Raw genomic sequence first — 20,935 nt, 5'->3', positions numbered from 1 at the left:
AGTAGCCGGCGCCGATCGTAAACGATCGGTGCTGGTGGTCTGTTTGCGATAGCGGATTTGATGAAGGAAGCCACTTTTATGGCAAGGTTTAGTGTTTATCGTAAACTTGCATATAGCGGAATTGCCGCGGGGATTTTTGTCGGCATGACTTCGAGCGCCTTTGCGGCTGCTTGCCTGGGTCCTGCAAATCTCACACCCGCAGACGTCGGCGGATTTACCGCCAATCCTGCCGTTCTGCTCGACATGTCCGATCCCCTGGTTCTGTCATCGCGTGTCCGAGCGCTGGTAGGGAGCAGCAACGACGCCCTATTGCCGGTACTCGAGCAGGCCAAGAAGGCTAATGCCGCACAGATGGCGGCGATCGGATCCGGTCTCGGGCGAGCCGCAAACAGTTGCCAAGTCTCGGATCCGCAGTTCAAACTGGCGATCGAAAAAGCTGTTGCCGAGGCGGCCAGCGCCGATCCCAATCTTGCGCCGCTGCTGACAGCCTTTGCAAAGGTTCTGGCTGAAGGCGGGACGGCGGCGCTCGGTCCGGGCACAGGTGCGCCAGCCGCAGCATCCGGTATTGGCAACACCGGTTCGATCGGGCAGACAGGTCCCGGGTCGGATGACGGTACGCCGTTTGACGGCACCACCACGACTGCCGGCACGCTGAGGGTTTCGGATACGAACGATGAGGAAAGCTCGTCCACGAGTTCGACGACCTCGACGACAATAGTCGTCAGCGCGGGAGGAGCGGGGCAGTCGTCCTCTGATACGACGGAGTCGACCAGTCAGAGCATCCCCGTCACACAATAGCTGGAATTGCCTGTAGATCTTAGCGCTTGACGCCATTGTTGGAGATCGAAATTGCTGTCCCCAGATAAACTTACGCCGCGTATCGACCCTTCCCGCGATACGGGAAACGAAGCTGATTTCATCGATTTCGACAAGCTTATCGCAATCGTCCGTCGCCAGTGGCGGATCGTAGCGGTATGCGCTTTCGCCTTTGGCATTCTCGGTGTCGTCTATGTCCTGACGGCGGTGCCGGTCTATACAGCCGAGACCAAAGTGCTGATCGACCGCAGCGACAATCAGATGATTAACCAGCTGGCGGCTTTTGGCCAGCTGGACGATGACGAGGGTACGGTCCTCAGCCAGGTCGAGCTGTTGAAGTCCGATACGATCGCCTATGCCGTCGTCGACAAGCTGAAACTTGTCGACGATCCGGTGTTCAACGCACAGAAGAACTCACTCTTTTCTGTCGGGACGCTGAAATCTCTGCTGAATTTTCGCTCCTGGTTTGCCGACGACGCGGCCATCGCTCCCGATCTGGAGATGAAGCGGCGATGGGCCGCGGAAACCGTCGCCGGAAATATCGATGTCGAGCGTGTCGGCAAATCCTACGTTCTCGACGTCACCTACACCTCGCAGTCTCCGGATCTGGCCCGAGTAATCGCCGCCGCCATTGCCGATGTTTATCTGGTCGATAAGCTCAATTCGAAATATGACGCGACTAGGCGGGCCGGCGAGTGGCTGCAGGAGCGTATCGAAGAACTCCGGCAGCAGGCGTTGGACACCGACCTTGCAGTGCAGAAGTTCCGAAGTGAGCATGGGCTCGTCGAGGCGGGGCAGGGCAACTTGCTCAGCGAGCAGCAGCTTTCCGAGCTGAACAGCCAGTTGATCAAGGCTCAGGCCGAAACCGCTCAGGCCGAAGCGAAATATACCCGCATCAAGTCGATCATCGAAGCCAAGCAGACCGATGCGATCGTGACCGACGTGCTCGACAGCTCGATTTCAAACGACCTCCGCAAGAAATATCTCGAAGCTTCGAAGCTCGAGGCCGAAATCGAGGCGCGGCTTGGTCCCGACCACGTCCAGGCCGTCCGGCTGCGCGCCGAGATGGCCGAATACGAACGGCTCATGTTCGACGAGCTGAATCGCATTGCCGAGAGCTATCAGAGCGAGCTCACGGTTGCGCAGTCCCGCGAAAAATCGCTGCGTGACAGCGTTGATAAGGCAACGGGTGTGGCCGCAACGGCGGGCGAGACGCAGGTTCAGCTCCGCGAGCTCGAGCGGACACGGGATACTTATAAGAACCTCTATCAGAGCTTCTTGGCGCGCTATCAAGAGGCGATCCAGCAGCAGAGCTTCCCAATTACCGCCGCACGTATCATCACGACTGCGGAGACGCCAACGAAGCCGAGTGCGCCGAAAAGAAGCCTCGTTATCGCTTTCGCCATGTTCCTGGGATGCGCGTTCGGTAGCGGCATCGGAGCTTTCCGTGAATTCCGCGATCGCTTCTTCCGCACCGGTGACGATGTCAGGGATATGCTAGATGTCGAATCCCTTGGCGTCATGCCGCTGATCGAGAACAATGTCGATGATCCGACGCTGGTCGATCCCGGGAACCCGCGAAGCATCGCCAGGGGCGGCAAGACCACGACTTATGTCGAGGAGCATCCCCTGTCGGCATTCGCGGAGACGCTTCGAAGCGCGAAAATCGCGATCGATATCAGTGCCTCCGACCAGCGCTGCAAAGTCATCGGTGTGGTGTCGAGCTTGCCCGGTGAAGGCAAGTCGACGACGGCAATCAATTTTGCCAAGCTCTTGGCCATGCAAGGGGCACGGTGCCTGCTTATCGACGGCGATATGCGCAATCCCGGAGCGACGCGGGCGATCGGCCGCCACGCGGAAGCCGGCTTGCTTGAAGCAATCGTCGACAATCGCCCGCTGAAGGATCTCATTCTCCTCGACCCCAAGACAAAGCTCGCATTCCTCCCGACGGTGGCACGCTATCGCGTTCCGCATTCGTCGGAGCTGCTCGCGTCGCGCGGTATGGATCAGCTTCTCGAGATTGCGCGTCAAAGTTTCGATTACATTATCGTCGACTTGCCTCCTCTGGCTCCGGTGGTGGATGCACGCGCCATTAACCCGAAGCTCGATGCGGTCGTGTTCGTGATCGAGTGGGGAAAGACTTCGCGGAAGGTGGTCCAATCGACATTGTTGTCCGAGCCGGATCTCTATACGAAGTGCGTCGGAGCCATACTAACCAAGGTCGATCCGGCCCAGATGAAGCTCTACCGGACATTTGGTTCGAGCGAATATTATTACAAGCGCTATTCCCGATACTATACCGAAAGCTGATGTTCGGCATTCGGCACGTTTCGCGCACGAGAATCGTTTTCTTCATCGTCGCCGTGGCCTTTACGGCGCTGGCCAGCCGCGAGCTCTATGCTTCGATCAGGACGGCCAGCATTTCGATTGTCGCCGAGAGGATAGAACGCGGCGAAACTGTCGGGAACAATGTCGCGGCCAGATACGCGGCGCGCGCTATTGAACGAATCGACGGACACTATTGCCGATCTGACATTGTTGCCGCCGGCCTGACGCTCGTTCTGACGCAGCTCGATCGACAGAACGTCAATATCGATTACGACGCCTGGGTTGCCGCGGCCGCCAGTGCACGTCATTATCTGCAACATGCATTATCATGCATGCCGACGAACAGTAATTTCTGGCTGCGTCTTGCGGCGGTCGAGTCGAAGATTGCGGAAGAGCCGCTGTCGAGCGCTGGCATGATGAAGCGTTCGGTCGCTCTGGCGCCCTACGATGAGTCGATGATTCTGACGCGGTTTTATTTCTGGAACGGTTTTACCGATACAACGCTCCTGGCGGCGGGCCACGCGCTCGACAGCGATCTCATGACCATGCTGAAGCTTGGGGATCGTTGCAGGGTCAAAGCCGTCATGAAGCAAATCAGCCCGCAACTCCGCCCGATCTTCGACAGAAACTGGGAGAAGGCAGGAGACGGAGCGACAGCGCGTTTCCGGCAACGCTGCAGCAAGTGATTAGGGGTGGAGCTCTTCCTTGGAGCGCCATGCGTCCTTTCGCTCGGACGCCCTGACACCATGAATCTACCATCGTGCTTTCCGAACTCCGATTTTCGCACCGATGCGCTATCTTGCGCTCTCCCCATGTGACAAGGCCCGCCGATTGTGTGACGGGCCTTTTATTGGCACCCCGTTTGCATAGGAAACGGGGTGCGATGCTTGTCGTCGATCAGACGACGGGGCCGGAGACGACATCCGTGCCCGTAATGTTGAGCGTCAGAATGCCGACATCGGTGTGACCTTCGCCGTCGGAAATCTTGTAGTATTGAACGGTTTCGGTGACATGGTCGCCCGGGGCGATATCGGACGTCAGCTTATAGCTGAATTCGCCGTTCGCCTGGACATGAAAGGTGCCATAAGTACCGAGTACATCGGTTACGGCGCCGCTCTCGGCGTTGACGTTCGTACCGTCAAATTGGCGGAGGAAGAGGTGACCATTGTCGCCGGCAATATCATTGTCCAGAACGTTGCCGCCGATGGAATCGCCTTCGTTGAAGCTGTAATGATCGTCCACTGCGATCGGCTTAACCTGCGTGACGCCCTGAATATTGAGGGTGAACAGGCCGAAATCGGTGTGGCCAGCCCCGTCGGAAATCTTGTAGGAGACTTTCTCCTGAAGCGTTTCGCCGTTGATGAAGCCGATCTTCGCGGCATCACTCAGCACATAGGTATAGCTGCCGTCCGCCTTGACGTAGAAAGTACCATAATCGCCGTGAATTTCGGTAATCTGGCCGGGTTGCTTGGCGCCTACACTCTGGTGATCAAAAGCGCGCAAGAATAGATTGCCATCAGATGTATCATTGGTCAGCAGATTTCCTGAGATAACGTCGGTTTCCAGGAATGTCGCAGAATCGTCTGTTGCGTGAATAGCCATCGGGGTCTCTCCTTGAAATATTGTTCGCTGGTCATGTTTGAACTTCAACGAGCGGCCCGATTAAGGATAGCTTAATAGAAATAGTCAAGCATATGCTTAACAAAAATTAAACATTCATAGGTGCGTTCTTTAATAATTTCACGCGTAGAATGTGCATAAGAGGATGAAATAGTTGAAGATTTTGCGTTAATAATAATTGATTATGGTTGTTGCCCGTTATAACGCTCATATCTTCTCAGGCGAAGTTTATTTATCCGTCGTGAAGCCCGTGTCGTACGACAGAAATATGAAAAAGGTAGAAACACCAATTATAATCCCTTATGATCATCTATCTGATCTGTGCCTTTTGTTATTCATGCTTACCTGTTGTGGGTACTCAACGCAAACAAGCGCTTTTGCGCTAGGTGGCGGCGAGTAGTTGTTCTGCGTGAAATTAGCCTTCGTTTTGTTACCTGCGAAGGCCTTTATCTCCGATAGGGGAGTTCGCGGTGGTTGTTGTCTTGTTTAAATATACAACCACATTTTGTTCGGGAAGTGTTTTGCAATGCAGCAAATGTTTGTCATCAGCAAATATTAATGATCACTTTCTCAAGAATATCGCGAGATAGAATGCATTTTAGTGTTTCATTTTAGCAGGCGGAGAGAGGTCCGCCATTAAAAGATCTCCTAACATCGAGGGAGATCACGCATGACTGTTTATTATGTGAATTCGGCGACAGGATCCAACAATAACAGCGGAACCAGCGAGAGTTCGGCATTCGCGACGTTATCCGCCGTGGAAGCCTTGAAGCTGAACCCCGGCGACAGCGTGTTGCTTGCTGTCGGAAGCGTCTTTAACGAACAATTCGATCTGAGATATTCCGGGACTGCCAACGCTCCGATCACCATCGGCAGCTATGGCATCGGTGACGCGCCGGTCATTCACAGCAGCAATGACGGGATCCACGGCTCCAAGGCTTCGAACATCATTATCGAGAACATCAAGATCGCCGATACCGGCGCCAACGCGATCTATGCCGGCAATGTTTCAAACTGGATCGTGCGCAATGTCGAAGTGTCGAATACCGGCCTGTCCGGTAAACCTGGTTCGGTCAGCTTCCAGAGCAGCCAGAACATCACCATCGAGAACAGTACGCTGACCGGCGTGCATTCCGACGGGATCTGGATGGATAAGGTCAACGGCGTCACCCTCATCAACAATACCGTCACCAACAGTCTGGGCAGCGCCGCAGACGCGATCCAGCTCAACGACAGCAGCAATATATTGGTCGCGGACAACCACCTTGAGCAGACGGCCACGAATAGCGCCAAGGGTGTTCTGGTGCTGATCCGGGCGACCAATGCCGTGGTCGAGGGCAACACTCTGCTCGGTGGCGGCTTTGGACTGAGCGCGCAGGCGGGTACGAATATCGCCATCCACGACAATGATATCTCAGGATATGGCGGCTATAGCTGGTCTTACGGTATCGGTCTCGGTGACCAAGGCGATGCGAAGAACTACGACATCAGCGGAAACTATCTGCATGACGGCGTCTACGGCGTTTTGGTCAGCGCCGTAGGCAACCCTGGCTATATTCGCGAGAATATCACTGTCCACGACAACGTCTTCGACGAACTTTCCTCGTCCGCATTGAAAGTGGACAAACCGGCATCAGGCTCCTTCTACAACAATATCATCGACAGCGATGTACCGACGCTCACGATGCCGGCGACAATTGCCGCCCAAAACACGTTCTCCATCGGAGAGAACAAAACCCTCGAGCAGGCGCAGGCAGAGTTGGACAGCGCTGCAGGCGGCACGGGCGACAACACCTCGCCGGCTGTCGCCGAGCCTGAAGTGATGCCTCCGCCCACGACCACGGTAACACCTGCTCCCACCACAGATGCAGTCATTCCCAAAATTGTCGCAGTGCATGACACCCTGAAGATTTCGGCCGATACCGGCAGCGGTTATCATGGCAATCTGCTGGAAAACGACAGCGCGAGCAACGGGATCGTATGGCTTCGCCGCTTCGGTGATAGCGCAGTTGACAAGCATGGCCTGACGCTGACCGGAAAATACGGCGTCATCCATGTTGAGAGTGATGGCGATTACACCTACACGGTCGACGCTGCGAAAATCGCGGGTTTGAGCGGAAAAGTTAGCGAGACCTTCCATTACAAGATCTCCGATGGCGCTTCGCATATCGATACCGACAGCTTGAGCGTCTCCATCAACGTCGACGCATTCCACGGCAGTCACGTCTCACAAATGCTGGCTTGAAACTGCAGCGGATCCCGAAGCGTTTCCCGCGCGTGGCGGAAATGCTTCAACTTTCAAGGGTCGCGAAGGTCGTCGCTATCGGCGGACGCTGAAGTCACGCGGTGATTATGGAAATGTTCCACAGGTACTCATAAAAGTTAACTATAGATTGCATTTATAGTTAACATCCTAGTAAATATCGATATAAGTGCGCCACATGTTCGCCGCTTTGAGCCGTTATTGGGCGGATTGCGATTATCTCTTGCTTCGGCCGGTATGATTATCGTAGCGTTAATGTTAGAGCCTCTGAAATTGTTCGTGATAAATTTGTATTTTCGGTCATTTTTCAGTGGGACTCATGAGCTAAGTTATAGGCTGCAAGCGGGGGCGGCACCGGTGCCGGCTCCGAAGGCAGCATGTCAATGATTGGGCTTGATAAGCCCGCAACTGCAATGTGTATCCGCGGCTTCGCCGGGTTAGCGATGCGGTAAGAGAGGATTGCTTCGTGTTTCAAAGTTCGACAGCTGACGTCAATGAACCGTCCAAAGCATTGCGGAAATGCAAAGGGGGCCTGATCTTTATTGGCATAGCAAGCGCACTTATCAACATCCTCTACCTCACAAGTTCATTTTTTATGCTTGAGGTTTATGATCGAGTCATTCCAAGCAAAAGCATACCGACGCTGGCCGCCTTGGCAATACTTGCGTTGACTCTTTATGCTTTCCAGGGCGCGTTCGAAGTTCTCAGGAGCAGAATGCTCGTTCGCGTTGCCGGTGCGCTTGACGAGATGGTGAATGGGCGGGTGTTTCGGGCGTTGATCAAAGCGCCGCTGAAGGTCAAGATTGGCGGCGACGGGCTTCAGCCCCTGCGGGATTTCGATCAGATAAGAACGTTCCTGTCCGGCATGGGCCCGACGGCAATGTTCGATCTGCCCTGGCTCCCTTTCTATCTCGTCATCTGTTTCTTGTTCCATCCGGCTATTGGATATATCGCCATCGGCGGATCGCTCGTTCTCGCCATGCTGACGTTCCTGACCAACCAGGGCACGCGTACGCTCTCCAAGCGGCAATCGGAAGCCGCCAACATGCGCAACGGATTTGCGCAGAGCTCGATCCGCAACTCCGAGGTCATTCATGCCATGGGCATGGCAGGCACGATGGCTGAGATCTGGGATCGCAAAAACGGCGAATACCGGAACATCACCCGGCAGGCATCGGATGTCGGCAATGGTTATGCGACCCTCTCGAAGATTTTCCGTATCGCCCTGCAATCGGGAACGCTGGCAACAGGCGCGATCCTGGTCATTCAAGGTCAAGCCTCTTCAGGTATTATCATCGCCGGTTCCATCCTGACGTCCCGCGCTCTGGCGCCTGTAGAGGCGGCGATTGGAAATTGGCGCGGTTTCGTTTCCGCCCAGCAAAGCTGGGCGCGGCTTGCGAACCTCCTGAAGACAATTCCGGAGATTCCAGCCCCTCTCGCGCTGGCCGCACCTTCCAAGCAGGTGACGGTCGAAGGCGTCGCCAGCGGACCGCCGGCCGGCCAGCGGTTGGTCATCTCCGATATCAGCTTCGGCCTGAGAGCAGGGAGCGCGCTCGGGGTCATCGGCTACAGCGCCTCGGGCAAGTCGTCGCTGGCGCGGGCGATGATAGGCATCTGGCCGACGGTCAGAGGGTCCATTCGTCTGGATGGCGCGGCGCTCGACCAATGGGATGGCGACGCACTTGGCCGGCATATCGGTTATCTTCCACAGGATGTGGAGCTCTTCTCAGGCACGGTCGCGCAGAATATCTGCCGCTTCGCGAAAGAGATGTCGCCGGAAGCAGTGGTTACCGCAGCGAGGGCGGCGCGCGTTCACGACCTCATTCTGCGTCTGCCGAACGGTTACGAGACCGAAATCGGCGAGGGCGGTGCTGCGCTTTCAGCCGGGCAGAGACAGCGTATCGCGCTTGCGAGAGCGCTTTACGGCGAACCATTCCTCGTCGTGCTCGATGAACCGAATTCCAATCTCGATGAGGAAGGCGAGCGGGCGCTGAGTGCTGCGATCATGAGCGTGCGTGCACGTGGCGGCATCGTCGTTGTCATCGCGCATCGTTCCGGCGTTCTGGCAGTGTGCGACTTCGTGCTGATGATGCAGGAGGGCAGGATGATCGCATTCGGTCCTAAGGAAGAAGTTCTGGCGCGGGTCAGCCGGACCGAGGCAGCGCGCACTCCAATTGCCGAGCGCGTGGCTCAGCTTAAGGTCGTGGTCGACGGGAATGCGGCGGAATAGGCCGGAAGGAAGATCGTGAGCAAAGTTATTAGTGAATCCAAACGCTCCCTCAATCGCCATGTGGCGGTTGTCGGCGCGCTGTCCATTGCGTTGGTTTGCGGCATCGGCGGGTGGGCGGCGACGACGGAACTTTCGAGCGCCGTCATCGGCGAAGGCGTCGTTGTCGTCGACGGCGACGTCAAGAAGATCCAGCATCTGACGGGCGGTATCGTCTCGGAACTTCTGGTCTCTGAAAACGAGCATGTGTCGGCCGGACAGGTTTTGATACGGCTTGATGGAACGGCGACAAGAGCACAGCTGTCGATTGTCGAGAGCACGCTTGCTCAGCTTTATGCGCGCCGCGCCCGTCTCAAGGCGGAGCGGGTCGGCGCCGAGTCGTTCGAAGTCGACGAAAACCTCAGCGATCTGACATCCAGCACCGCGGCGCAGCAGCTGCTTGACGGCGAGCGGAAGTTGTTCGACAGCCGCAGGTCAGCGCTGATTGGAATGAAGAGTCAGCTGGCGTCGCGCAAGGATCAATTGGGAGAGCAGATCAAAGGCTTGGTAGTTCAGATCAACGCCACCGGCGATTCCCTTGGTTTGATCGAACAGGAGCTCGAAGCCGTCGATGTTCTCTACAAGAAGGGTCTGGTGACGCTTCAGCGTTTGAATACGCTCAAGCGAGCCCGCGCCGATCTCCAGGGTAACAGCGGTCAGGAAATCGCTGCAAAGGCGGAGGCCGAAGGCAAGGCGATCGAAATCGACCGGCAGTCGATTCAGCTGGATGAGGATCGTCGTTCGGAGATCGCAAAGGACCTGACCGATGTCGAAGCTCAGATCGCCGAGAATGAGGAGCGCCGCGGCACTGCGCTCGATCAACTCCGCCGTCTCGACATCACCGCGCCGCTCAGCGGCCGCGTTCACGAATTGTCGGTGCACACCGTCAATGGCGTTATCGAAGCGGGTCAGACGCTGGGGCTCGTTGTTCCGGAAAACGACGATCTTACCGTCCAGGCGAAAATCGCCACCCGCGATATCGATCAGGTCCATGTCGGCCAATCCGTCGATGTGCGTTTCAGCGCTTTTGATCAGCGCACGACGCCCGATGTGCAGGCGGTGATCACCTCAATTGCGCCTGATATCGTCAAGGATGAGCGGACGGGGATCAGCTATTATCCTGTGCGCGTCAAGCCGGAGGCTCAAAGTATCGCGAAGCTGAAATCGATAAAGCTCTATCCGGGCATGCCGGCCGAAGTCTTTATCAAGATCGGCGACCGCACCGTCATCTCTTATCTCACAAAACCGCTGACCGATCAGATGCAGCACGTATTTCGTGAGGAGTGATTGGCGCTCCTCGGCACCGTTGCGGCGTGTCGAGGCAGCTGCTATCCCCGGTTGGATGTAAGGCTGATTTGCGCACTGAAGCGGGCGTGACTATCTGTGCTTGATGATATTGTCTCAAGCCTGCTGCAAGTTTGGCTTCAAGGGCCTGCCAGCCGTTCCACAAGGTTCTCCTGCCGGGTGACGTATAGCTCTTGCCGAGATATGGTTTTTGTCATGATATGTTTGCGGCTTTGGCGAGCGGCGCCGACCGAGAGGCGACCGGTATCGGGTCTGGTTCTGCTTTTAGCCTGCCTCGTGATGGTTTTGATGACTGAAAACAGTGATGCCGAGAACCTTCCACCGCTGAAAATAGTGGCTTTCGGAACATCGCTGACAGCGCGCGGGGGATGGCAGCCCGACCTCCAAACAAGGCTTTCTGCCTGCCTGCAGAGATCTGTGAAAGTCGAGAGCGTCGCAAAGAGCGGCGAGACGTCGGAGTGGGCTTTGACCCAGCTGGACCGGGTCGTTGCCGAGCAGCCGGATATTATTCTGATCGAGCTCTACGCCAATGACTCGACATTGCATCGGTTCGTGTCCCTGGCGCAAAGCCGAAAGAATATTGCCGATATTCTCGATCAGCTTCATCAACGCCTGCCGCGGGCACGGATCATTCTCATGGCGATGAATCCATTTTCAGGACTGCGGGGGCTGATCCGTCCTTTTGTCGGTAGCTATATCTCGGCTCATCAGGCGGAGGCACGGAAACGGGGCCTGGAGTTTATCGACCACCGCCCCGTTTGGGAGAGTCTGACCCCTGACAATCTGGCCGCTGCAATTCCTGACGGCGCACATCCGCGACCCGAAGTCGCTTCTAAAATCATTGTGCCCCAACTCGTCCGGCACATAGCCGACCACGATTGCGGAGAATGAATCTCCCCCGCCTGAGGATGTCTGCACCTGTCGACGGGATCAACCTGCTCCGAGATAACCCTTCAAATAGTTGACCAGCGACGTCCGGCCGGCATCGGACACGTCTTGATGAGAGGGGCTCTCCAGGTCCTGGAGGAGATAGTCTTTGAGTTCGTCGTCATTCTGGGCGACATAGATGCCTGGCCGGCCGACAAGCTGGCTGACCGTGGCAAGCTGGTGATCGTTTCGGTGCTCGCCAAGAGCCGCCTTCCGTGGAACGAGAATGATCGGTTTGCCGAAACGTTTCGCCGTGAGGACGGTGCCGATCCCCGCGTGAGAGACGATGACAGTCGCATCGCGGAAGACCCTATCGAAGTCCGCAGGCTCGATATTCTTGATCCATTTCATGTTCTGTGGCGTGTAGGTGCCCTTGCCGATCTGCGCCAGAACCGGCCTAGTCAATCCCTGTGCGAAACTGTCGACAGCCTTGATGAGGCGATCAAAGGGCAGCTGCGTTCCAACGGTGACAAGGATCAAAGGACAGCTCCTGCGTAATGTGGGCCATCCGGCCGCGAAAGATGTTGCCATTGCGTCAGCCAGAGAGTCGCAATATGGCCAGCCAGTTTTCCGGAGAGGGACAGTTTCTCCACATTGGCGACGCTATCGATCCAGATCGTCCGCTTGCCCGTCAACTTGCCGGCAAGCAGGCAGAAAAGCCCAGGTGCTGCACCTGTCGAAATGACAACGTCCGGCCTGTGTTTGATGACAATGGAGAAGGCGCTGAAAAAGCAGCGGATGGACATTGTGATCGAGTCGCGGCTGCAATCGGGAAGCACCAGTCCATCCTTGATGTCGTATTTGGCGAGCAGTCCCGGGATTGTCGTTGCAAAGACGATATCGCAGCCTTCGAATGCGCCGCGCATGGCCATCAGCTGCTCCCAGTGACCGCCGCCGGAGGAGGCGGCGAGGACTTTCAACTTTTTCTCAGCCATAGAGAGACCTCGTATTGAGAATTGCGCTAAAGTGGTCCGCATTGAAGCGGACCGCCGTGTATTGTTTCGATACTCTACATTTCGGGTCGGATACCAGCTCTTAATATGAACTCATACTGCTGGTCTTCGACCAGAATTCGGCATAATCGGTTTTCGTGGCTTGCGCCTGAAGGAACTCGGCGAGGAATCCTTTGGCAAGCACACGACCATAAGCGGCCAAAGCACGACCGGTGCCAACATCAAACCAGCCTCCATCATCGCGCCGATCATGATCATCAGCATGACTGCGACTTCCTTCGCCTGAACTTCGTTTAGCGCGGCGCCCGACGATACCGTCGTTATGCGTTCTCCAAGCCGTTTGAACAAGAATGCAACCCAGGCGATTGTCCCGGGCACGCCAATGTTGAGCGCGAGCTCCAGATAGGTGTTGTGCGTCGATCTCGCATCAAACGTCACACGGACGAACTGTTCCATGATCTCGGGTTGTCGAAACAGAGCGAACCCATATCCGAAAATCGGTTTGTCGTAGACAAGCGGAATCAGTTGCTCCCAGATGTTCGTTCGGCCGGAGAACGTCAAATCCTTGCCGAAGGCATCCGCGATCAGTTGCGCGGCGCCGAGATAGGCCGACGCGCCGACAAAGCCGAGGATAAGACAGAGAAAGAACAGAAAGAACGATCGAACGCCGGAATTTCCGATCTTGAACATCATCTTCAGACCCGCGAGTGTCGCAAGCCCCATTGCCAACATGACGACGGCCGTCGACGATCGCGAGACGGCGATCAACAAAAGCATCAACAACAAAGCGGTCCAGCGCAGCAACGTCCGATATCGAAGCTTGGCGGATGGCAAGCCGATGGAAACCACGACGACGAACGCGACCGCAAAAAATTGCCCCATCGTGTTCTTATGGTAAAAAAGCCCTTTGACCATGCCGGCATAAGAACCGCCCATGATAGCAAAACGCGGGAAGGCGACCGTATACAGGACGTTGGCAAAGGCTGCAAAAATCGCGAAGTTTGTAAGTAGCCTGAATGTCTCGACGCTGCCGTAGCGACGTCGGTAGAGCAGCGGCGCGATTGTCAGCACCGTCACGGCGGCGACACCGCGCGCGGATGCGCCAAAGCTGATCGATAGAGCGAGGGATATGAGCGAAAAGCCAGCCACAACGATGACGAGAACCGGAATCCTTCGAAAATAGGACAGAAACCGGTTTGGCTCCAGGATGAAGTAAACGCCCATCATCGGAATCAGGGAATAGAGCATCAGCTTCTGCGGAAGCGGATCCACAGATATCCCGTCATCGAAGTTCGAGGGATAACCGTACCACATTCCGGTTGCACGCAAGAGCGTGATATAAAGCATGACCGTGAGGAGCCAACGGACCAAGGTTTCTTTCTCGATGCCATGACGTGGTCGCGATCGCGCCGCTTGCCGCGTCAAGCTGATGTTCCCGTTCGGAACATAAGTAGGGCCGAAACTCATCCGAGAGCGCTCCTGCAAACAGTATCAGAGGGCGGCATTGGGTCTGTATTCCTGGTAGGCATGCCCAAGGATCCCGTTGACCATGCCTGCGCCGCGCAAAACATGAGTGAGCGCCCGCATGCCCCAATAGGGTGAAATCAGAATCGCCGGCAGCATGGCCACCCCGAGCATTACTCTCGTGGCGCCATAGGCCGCGCGATAGAGCCGGCGCTTGAGGTTGCCGTGCAGGACCTCGCTGACGGCGAAAGTGTTGCCTAGCCGGTATTGTCGCTGCAGCACCCACTTCCAGGTCATGCGGCTGGCGGGAACGATATCATAGACGAGTGCCTTATCAGCCCAGAATACCTGCATGCCGCGGCGAATTGCCTGATTGAAAAAGAGATAGTCAGTGCCCCCGGTGAAGCGCATTTTCTCTTCGAAGCGCAGATTCCATGAGCGGATGAGGCGATAATCGAACATGACATTGTTCGAAGCCGCATAGGAAATGCGCTGACCGTCCTTGTTCATCTTGCGCTCAAAAACCCTTGCCTTGATGAAGTATTCAGGTGGATTCTCGGGATAGACCGGCTGGACAGGACCGTAGACGCAATCGGCGCGGTTTTTCTCGCGGGTCTCCAGCATTGCATCGAGCCAGCCATCGACGGGCCATTCGTCATCATCGAGAAAGCAGAAGAGGTCCGTGCCGGCAGGGGCCGAATCGAGCGCTCGGTTGCGGGCAAAGGGTATGCCCTGGTTGGGTTCGACGACATAGATAAGATCATAGGCGCCCGTTTGGCCGAAGCCCTCTACCGTGGCTCTTGCGCTGCCAGCGGCATCATTGTCGACGATCACCATCGTCAGATGATAGGGACGATCCGAATGCTTCGTCTGGCGTGTCATCACGTCGAGCAGCTTGGCGATGCCATCCAGCCGCCGATAGGTCAGCACGCCGACGGCGATGTTCAACGGCGACGCGCCTTGCCGATCAGATGAAGGCGCCAAGGTCTCTTGCTGGTCCATCACTGTCCTCTCCGCAGCATAGCGCCCAAACGCTTGCACGCGGCCATCAGGGCCACTTCGTTTACGGCGTCATCACCAAACGGACCACCTGCCACCGTGCTTCGAGCTTCGCTCCTCAGCTTCAGGAGCGACGTCGTTTCGGCGATGCCGCCGGCCACCAGGCTCTTGCCGAGCGCATGCAGCCCATCATAGCGACGTGCCAGTTCCAATCCTGTCGCGATCATGATCCGCGGGCGCAGTGTTTTCGCCCTGCTCGTGCCCGTATAGCGGTTCGAAGCATGAATGCGCTGAAAGGTCAGCGGTGTTTCGACGATGGCGCCGCGACCCAGATACGCGGCCGCAAACTTGATGTAATTGTCGCTGAGGACGACGTCTTTCGCGACGGACATCGGCAGGATCTGGGACAGCAGTTCGCGGCGGAAGGTCAAGCCTGAAGTCGGCACGGGGAGCGAGGGGAAACCGCCTCGGCGCAGAGTGTCCCGCTTGTCGAACAGCGTCACTTGCAGGTCCGCGGGAGGCTGGTCGCCGTCATCGGTCGTGACGCGGTCGAAGCACCAGTCGATCTCGTTGCGGTCGTAGATCTCGGCGACGCGCATGAGTTTGCTGGGCAGAAACGCATCATCGGCATCGAGGAGAAAAAGGATATCGCCGCTTGCGGCCGCAAAACCGGCATTGAAGCTTGAGGCTTGGCCGCCATTCTCTTTCAATACGGTCAGGATCCGCTCGCCGTATGAAGCAAGGATTTTTCGGGAATCATCAGTGGAGCCATCGTCGACGACGATCACTTCGAAATCCGGATAGGCCTGCGACAGAACACTGTCGATGCAGGGACGCAGATACTGGCCGTAATTGAAATTGTTGATGAGTACCGATAATTTCACCGCACGACCTCCTGCACCAGTCGACCAGAATGATTTCCTGCCGGTGCGTATCGGCGCAGCCCGGCGCGGTAGCCACGCATGTAGTAGTACTTCCAAATGGCCCAGAACCTCTTCTTTGATCGCGGCAAAGGATAAAGAAGCGCCGCCCGAACCGCCCAGTTGGCACTTTCAATCCAGGTCCGCAAGGGCACCCCGCCGATCCTTACACCTTTGGGAATGTCCTCGGCGAAGAGCGCAGGCATTCCATAGCCAAGACGTTCCCCACGTTTCTGGACCCAAGCCTCTGTCACGCTCGAGGCGGGAATCCAATGATGAACGGTGGCCTCAGCGCACCGATATGTTTTCACGCCGTTTCGGGATAGGCGGGTGACAATTTCCGTATCCTCTCCCATCGCGAAAAGACCTCCTGGAAGAGGCCCGATGTCCTCGCGGAACCGTATAGTGCTGCCGAGCAGTTCACGACGCACGGTCGTGTTGGGACCCCAGATTTTTGTCGGGTCGCACGGGCCACTGGATTCCTGGTCGGCTATGGCGAAGGTGGATCCCATGGGAATCCAGTCCAACAGCGGATCTCCATGGGGATAATGCTCCCAATTCGGGAGGATGCGACCGCCGACAACGCCGTAATCCGGATTCACCTCTGCGCACTCCGCAATCGAACTCAACCAACTCGCATCGGCCTCGATATCGTCGTCCGTAAAAACGATCAACGCTCCTCGAGCTATCGCCAAAGCGGCGTTCATAGCTCCTGATTTTCCTGGCCGGGCATGATTGACAACAACCATTGGAAGCTTCTCCGTATATTGGTCGAGAAGCTGCTGTGTTTCGTCTTCACTGTTGTTGTTGACGGCAATCAGTTCCCATTGGTCAGCCGGAAGGTTTTGGCCCAGCATCGAATCCAGCATCTGCTGAAGCCGTCTGCTAGCGCCATTAAAGGACGAAAAGATGACACTAATTTTTAGATTCGCTGTCAAACCGAGCCGCCTCCCGAAGTGCGAAAATCCTGCCCCCTGCCTTGGCAGATGGAGCACTTCCTGTCGATGCCGTGGTTTGGGACTGTCATCACTTGGCACCAAGCTGAGAATGGACCGTTTTATTCATCGCAGATCTCTGCTTCAAAAATTGGCGCAGGATTCCCTGTCTCACCGACTGCGCCCAGAGCAATTTGAAGCGAAGGCCGCTTAGGGGGAATCTCTTGACGACGACGCTGGCCGGCGCCATCAGAAGCCATCTCAGGGCGCTAACAACCGGCAGGCCGGCGATTTTCATTTTGCTCTTGAACAGGTCCGGCCGAACGATAACCAAACCCATGCCATAGCGCTCGCCGCGTCGCAAAACCCAGCCTTCCTTCACATAGCCCTTCCTTACAATGTGCCGAACCCCGGGATGTCGCGAATGAAACGCCTTGGCTCCATTCTTCTCCAACCTCAGAGCGAAAGCCGTATCCTCACCCATGGGGAATTGAGCGACAGTGGCATCCGGGCCGAGGCCGTCGTGTACGATATAACCAGTCCCCAATATGGAACGGCGGAAGGCGGAATTCGGTCCTGAGATTAATGCCGCCGAAATCGGACCCTCGGGAAGATCGCCATTGAGAGCATAAAGAATTCCCAGGTGCCCATACTTGATCAACCACGGTGCCGGCTTTTCCTCCCATTCGGGCGTGATCAAGCCCCCGAAAATGGAAAACTGAGGTTGCTCCTCCGCCAAGATCAGAAACTGCTCGATCCAATCCGGCGCGGGGATGACATCGTCATCAGTTAAAATGACGAGTTCCCCCTCCAGGTGGCGGAAGCCCAAAGTCAATGCATGTTGCTTGCCTTGTTTTGGCTCGAAATAAACTTCCAGCGGAAGCCGCTCCTTATAGGAATTCAGGACTGCTGCAGTGTTGTCGCTGCTGTTGTTATCGACCGCGACGATTTTCCATTCTTTTTTCGGTATGGTGGCAGCGCAGAGTGCGTCAAGCATCGTTGGCAGGGTCTTCTCTCCATTGTAAGTCGAGAAAAGTATTGTTACCTTGACTTTGCTCATTTGCTGCTCCGGACCCCATTTCGGTCGGATCGCCTCACAGTACGGCTTCAGCTCACGCCTTGCCGGTGACTTGGGCCTCCGATAGAACGCTGTCGATGCGTGGACGCAAATACTGCCAAAAATGACTGATGGGCACTGATAGTCTCAAATTCCTGCCTCCTGGGCAATCGATCACTGTACCACCGTTTGAGACACGTACCGGCGAATTCCGGCGCGATAGCCACGCATGTAGTAATATTTCCAGATCGCCCAGAAACGTTTCTTCGATTGCGGCAGGAGATAGAGCATTGCTGCCCGGAAAGCCCATTGCGCGCTTTCGATCCAGGTCGGAAGCGGAACTCCGCTTAACCTCAGCCCTCCAGGTACCTCGTCGGGAAAGAGCGCCGGCATGCCGTAGCCAAGCCGCTCCCCTCTTTTCTGTACCCAATCCTCCGTCACGCTCGACGCTGGAATCCAATGATGGACGACGGCCTCGGCGCATCGATAGGATTTGGCGCCATTGGCTGCCAAGCGAATGACGATCTCGGCATCTTCACCCATGGCAAATATCTTTCCGGGAAGGGGACCTATATCCTCTCGGTAGCGCACGCTTGTTCCGAGCAGTTCTCGTCTGACGATTGTGTTCGGACCCCAGACTTTTGTCGGGTCACAGGGCCCGCTTTGTGTTTCGTCGACGATCGCAAAGGTGGAACCCATCGGAATCCACTGGATAAATCGGTCTTTTGGCTCTTTCTCCCAATCAGGAACAATTCTGCCGCCGAAGATGCCATAACTCGGATGGGCTGCGGCGCAGTCGACGATTGCTTTCAGCCAGTTTGGTTCGGCGCGGACATCGTCATCCGTAAAGACGATGAGATCCCCCTTAACCCGGTCCAGGGCCATGTTCAGCGCACCGGACTTTCCTGGCTTGTGCTGTTGGAGGATGGTGATGGGAAGTTTGTCGCAATAGGATTTCAAAAGATCAAACGTGCGGTCATTGCTGTTGTTGTCAACAGCAATCAGTTCCCACTGATCGTGGGGAAGCTCCTGGCGCACCAGGGAGTCCAGAGTATGGCGCAGCCGGCGGCTGGCGCCGTTGTAAGATGAAAAGAGCACGCTGACGAGAAGATTCGCCATCTTTAACCAACCCTTTTGGTGAAATCGAACGAGAAAAGCCTCATAATTTAGTTGCCTTCGCTATGTGCATCGGAGTCTATGCAGGATTCGACCGCGCCCCGCCGAAAAATTCGCGCCGATAACCCTGGCCGAGAACCCTCAGCCTGCGAAAATTGCGCAACAAGCGTCGCGGCTTCAGAAGCACGCCGCGATTGAGAAAATACTGCCGCATCAGACTCGGCGCCCGACTATGCGATCCGCCATGGGCGACCCGGTAGACCGCCCCGCGAAAGGGGAGTTTGGCGAGCGGCGCTCCGCGTTGGGCGAGAATATCTGCAATGCGCACATGGCTGCCGAGCATCGACTTGATCCAGTCAAGCGAAGCGTCCTCGAACCGCTGCGGCAATTCATAAAGATCGGCGCGAATGATCAGCGACGTCCCGCAGAGATGGCTGAAGTCATCATGACCAAGCAGGAAATTACCGCCGTCGTCCCAGATGTAACCATGGTCAATCGTCCAGCCGTTGGCGTTCTGATTTTCCGCAGCATGCTGGACGATACGGGAGCTAACGAAATCATCATCGTCGACAATCATGAAGAAACGGCTGTCGGCGGCGGCCAGCATCCCGCTCAGGACGCGCCGGCCCTTGTCGGCGCGGAACGCATCAAGGAAGTCTTCCTTGCTGCCTTTGCCGAGTTCATGCATGTCGTTAGGGGGAAAGGTCACGCGAACGGCGGAAAATTTCTCCGGCAGATCAGGTAGATCGGCGCCTTCGTTGGCTACGATGATGCCGCGCCAATCTCCATTGGTCTGATTGGAAATGGAGGCCACGGTCTGGCCGAGATTTGCCTTCAGCTTGCTCCAATCGCGCGCGTTGTCCTGATGTCGGACCGGGATGATGAAGGTGACAAGTGGCATCGAATTCCCCTTAAGCCCGCAGGCCCACAGCTTCTTTCTCAGCGGCGCGGTCCTGGCCAGCCTGCTGACGCGCCCACTCGATCCCGTCTTCGAGCGATGTCGCCTTATAGGAAAGGTCGGTTCCGCCGGAGAATGCATTCATGAAGCGGCGGATCTTTCCATAGCTGTTGTCCAGTACCGCATGCGGACGGCCGAGCAGCAGCGAGCAGATATGGACGTGCAGGCGATCGGTCACAATCGCGCGGGCACGGGAGATCTGGCTGATGCCGCGCTCGAAGCGGTTATGAGCCGCAGCGTCCAGTCGGCGCAAGGCAACTTCGCTCGGCTTCAATGCGAAATAAGCCGAAGCTACGCCCAGTTTCTTGGCGATATTTACCTTACGCTTCGATTCGGTGATCCAGTCTTCCACAGGAATATCGGAAGGAATCTTGCGATCACCGCCGCCAACCCGTTCCGCATCCTCGCGCAACATGGCGAGGACGGGGATCTGCGTTGCCCTTTCCGGCAGCGGACCGATGGCGAAAGCCATGTCCGGGCATAGCCGCACGGTGCAGTCAAAGTGCTTCTCGGAAAACTCCTTCGATTCTTCGTCGCGCACCAGCAGCACGAAATTCTTGTGGCGCCCGATGGCCCGCTTCGATTGCTCGATGCGCTCAGCCGAACTGTAGTGGATCGACTGCGGAAACTGGATGATCTGCCGATCCGGGAAACGTTCCATGATCATCTCGCGGAAATCCTGGTGGGCGACCCAGATATCGCCGAAATTGCCGCCGCCGTGAATGAAGATCGGGCCTGTGGGAACCCGCCGTTTCAGTTCTTCGACGGAGAAGTCGTGAAGCCTGGAAACATAGTCCGGACGCTTGCCGAAGCGATCACGGAGATAGGCCATCTCTCCCAGCCAGATCGCCGAGTCGCCGCAATTGCGAATGTCAGGAAAATCGAGAATCGCAAGCGGTTCATCGCGCGAGACATAGTCCTTCAGGCAATCATGGATCATGCCGTTGAGTTTTGCGATCAGCTCCGATCTGGATTGGCTGGTCATTCTGCCTCTCTTGTTGGTGTTCG

18 protein-coding genes are annotated in these 20,935 nt (G+C 56.4%); 7 read left to right on the top strand and 11 right to left on the bottom strand.

Annotation, left to right across the window (positions count from 1 at the left end; translation table 11 throughout):
- Window positions 1–78 precede the first annotated feature (78 nt).
- Genes AC13QO_RS03075 through AC13QO_RS03065 form a run of 3 tightly spaced genes read left to right on the top strand, consistent with a single transcriptional unit; the run spans window position 79 to window position 3,830 of the window.
- On the top strand, window positions 79–798 hold the full coding sequence (locus tag AC13QO_RS03075) for a sugar transporter (protein WP_488539878.1): 720 nt from the start codon (window positions 79–81) through the stop codon (window positions 796–798).
- A gap of 51 nt (window positions 799–849) precedes the next feature.
- On the top strand, window positions 850–3,126 hold the full coding sequence (locus AC13QO_RS03070) for a polysaccharide biosynthesis tyrosine autokinase (RefSeq protein WP_285194354.1): 2,277 nt from the start codon (window positions 850–852) through the stop codon (window positions 3,124–3,126).
- On the top strand, window positions 3,126–3,830 hold the full coding sequence (locus AC13QO_RS03065; protein ID WP_285194355.1) for a hypothetical protein: 705 nt from the start codon (window positions 3,126–3,128) through the stop codon (window positions 3,828–3,830). Before AC13QO_RS03070 ends, AC13QO_RS03065 begins: the two co-directional genes overlap by 1 nt.
- 211 nt (window positions 3,831–4,041) lie before the next feature.
- Here the strand turns inward: AC13QO_RS03065 and rapA2 are convergent, their stop codons facing one another.
- Window positions 4,042–4,746: a calcium-binding lectin RapA2 gene (gene rapA2, locus AC13QO_RS03060; protein ID WP_488539877.1), complete on the bottom strand. Its 705-nt coding sequence runs from the start codon at window positions 4,744–4,746 to the stop codon at window positions 4,042–4,044.
- Between the two features lie 688 nt (window positions 4,747–5,434).
- Between rapA2 and AC13QO_RS03055 the strand changes: the two genes are divergently transcribed.
- The 4 genes from AC13QO_RS03055 to AC13QO_RS03040 all read left to right on the top strand — a co-directional run bounded on the left by AC13QO_RS03055 (window position 5,435) and on the right by AC13QO_RS03040 (window position 11,489).
- Window positions 5,435–7,009 carry a right-handed parallel beta-helix repeat-containing protein gene (locus AC13QO_RS03055; RefSeq protein ID WP_488539876.1) on the top strand — a complete coding sequence of 525 codons (1,575 nt, stop codon included), beginning with the start codon at window positions 5,435–5,437 and terminating at the stop codon, window positions 7,007–7,009.
- A gap of 484 nt (window positions 7,010–7,493) precedes the next feature.
- Window positions 7,494–9,257: a type I secretion system permease/ATPase gene (locus AC13QO_RS03050; protein WP_085779118.1), complete on the top strand. Its 1,764-nt coding sequence runs from the start codon at window positions 7,494–7,496 to the stop codon at window positions 9,255–9,257.
- A 15-nt stretch (window positions 9,258–9,272) separates the two neighbouring features.
- On the top strand, window positions 9,273–10,580 hold the full coding sequence (locus AC13QO_RS03045; RefSeq protein WP_085779117.1) for an HlyD family type I secretion periplasmic adaptor subunit: 1,308 nt from the start codon (window positions 9,273–9,275) through the stop codon (window positions 10,578–10,580).
- Window positions 10,581–10,793: 213 nt separating this feature from the next.
- Window positions 10,794–11,489 (top strand): SGNH/GDSL hydrolase family protein, encoded by a 696-nt coding sequence (locus AC13QO_RS03040; RefSeq protein ID WP_488539900.1) that lies wholly within the window; start codon window positions 10,794–10,796, stop codon window positions 11,487–11,489.
- Between the two features lie 39 nt (window positions 11,490–11,528).
- On the opposite strand, the gene AC13QO_RS03035 is transcribed toward AC13QO_RS03040, so the two are convergent.
- The 10 genes from AC13QO_RS03035 to AC13QO_RS02990 form a co-directional block, all read right to left on the bottom strand.
- Window positions 11,529–12,005 carry a glycosyltransferase gene (locus AC13QO_RS03035; protein WP_085779116.1) on the bottom strand — a complete coding sequence of 159 codons (477 nt, stop codon included), beginning with the start codon at window positions 12,003–12,005 and terminating at the stop codon, window positions 11,529–11,531.
- Complete coding sequence (locus AC13QO_RS03030; protein ID WP_085779115.1) at window positions 12,002–12,460, bottom strand: glucuronosyltransferase; 459 nt, start codon at window positions 12,458–12,460, stop codon at window positions 12,002–12,004. Before AC13QO_RS03030 ends, AC13QO_RS03035 begins: the two co-directional genes overlap by 4 nt.
- A 111-nt stretch (window positions 12,461–12,571) precedes the next feature.
- Window positions 12,572–13,945 (bottom strand): O-antigen ligase family protein, encoded by a 1,374-nt coding sequence (locus AC13QO_RS03025; protein WP_085779114.1) that lies wholly within the window; start codon window positions 13,943–13,945, stop codon window positions 12,572–12,574.
- 24 nt (window positions 13,946–13,969) lie between these two features.
- A complete protein-coding gene (locus tag AC13QO_RS03020) occupies window positions 13,970–14,944 on the bottom strand; it encodes a glycosyltransferase family A protein (protein ID WP_488539899.1) in 975 nt (324 codons plus the stop codon).
- Window positions 14,944–15,825: a glycosyltransferase family 2 protein gene (locus AC13QO_RS03015; protein ID WP_488539898.1), complete on the bottom strand. Its 882-nt coding sequence runs from the start codon at window positions 15,823–15,825 to the stop codon at window positions 14,944–14,946. The genes AC13QO_RS03020 and AC13QO_RS03015 overlap by 1 nt, the downstream gene beginning before the upstream one ends.
- A complete protein-coding gene (locus AC13QO_RS03010; protein WP_488539875.1) occupies window positions 15,822–16,799 on the bottom strand; it encodes a glycosyltransferase family 2 protein in 978 nt (325 codons plus the stop codon). The genes AC13QO_RS03015 and AC13QO_RS03010 overlap by 4 nt, the downstream gene beginning before the upstream one ends.
- A gap of 88 nt (window positions 16,800–16,887) precedes the next feature.
- Window positions 16,888–17,856 carry a glycosyltransferase gene (locus tag AC13QO_RS03005; RefSeq protein WP_488539874.1) on the bottom strand — a complete coding sequence of 323 codons (969 nt, stop codon included), beginning with the start codon at window positions 17,854–17,856 and terminating at the stop codon, window positions 16,888–16,890.
- A 171-nt stretch (window positions 17,857–18,027) separates the two neighbouring features.
- The gene (locus tag AC13QO_RS03000; RefSeq protein ID WP_285194362.1) at window positions 18,028–18,972 is read right to left on the bottom strand and encodes a glycosyltransferase family 2 protein; all 945 of its coding nucleotides are present in this window, start codon (window positions 18,970–18,972) and stop codon (window positions 18,028–18,030) included.
- A 76-nt stretch (window positions 18,973–19,048) separates the two neighbouring features.
- Entirely contained in the window at window positions 19,049–19,870 is an 822-nt protein-coding gene (locus AC13QO_RS02995) for a galactosyl transferase (RefSeq protein WP_285194363.1), read from the bottom strand.
- A 10-nt stretch (window positions 19,871–19,880) separates the two neighbouring features.
- Window positions 19,881–20,912, bottom strand: a complete 1,032-nt coding sequence (locus AC13QO_RS02990) for a polysaccharide pyruvyl transferase family protein (protein ID WP_285194364.1) — start codon at window positions 20,910–20,912, stop codon at window positions 19,881–19,883.
- Window positions 20,913–20,935 lie beyond the last annotated feature (23 nt).

The organism is Rhizobium sp. CNPSo 3670 (assembly GCF_057784555.1).
This window is presented reverse-complemented; position numbering and strand designations above follow the sequence as displayed.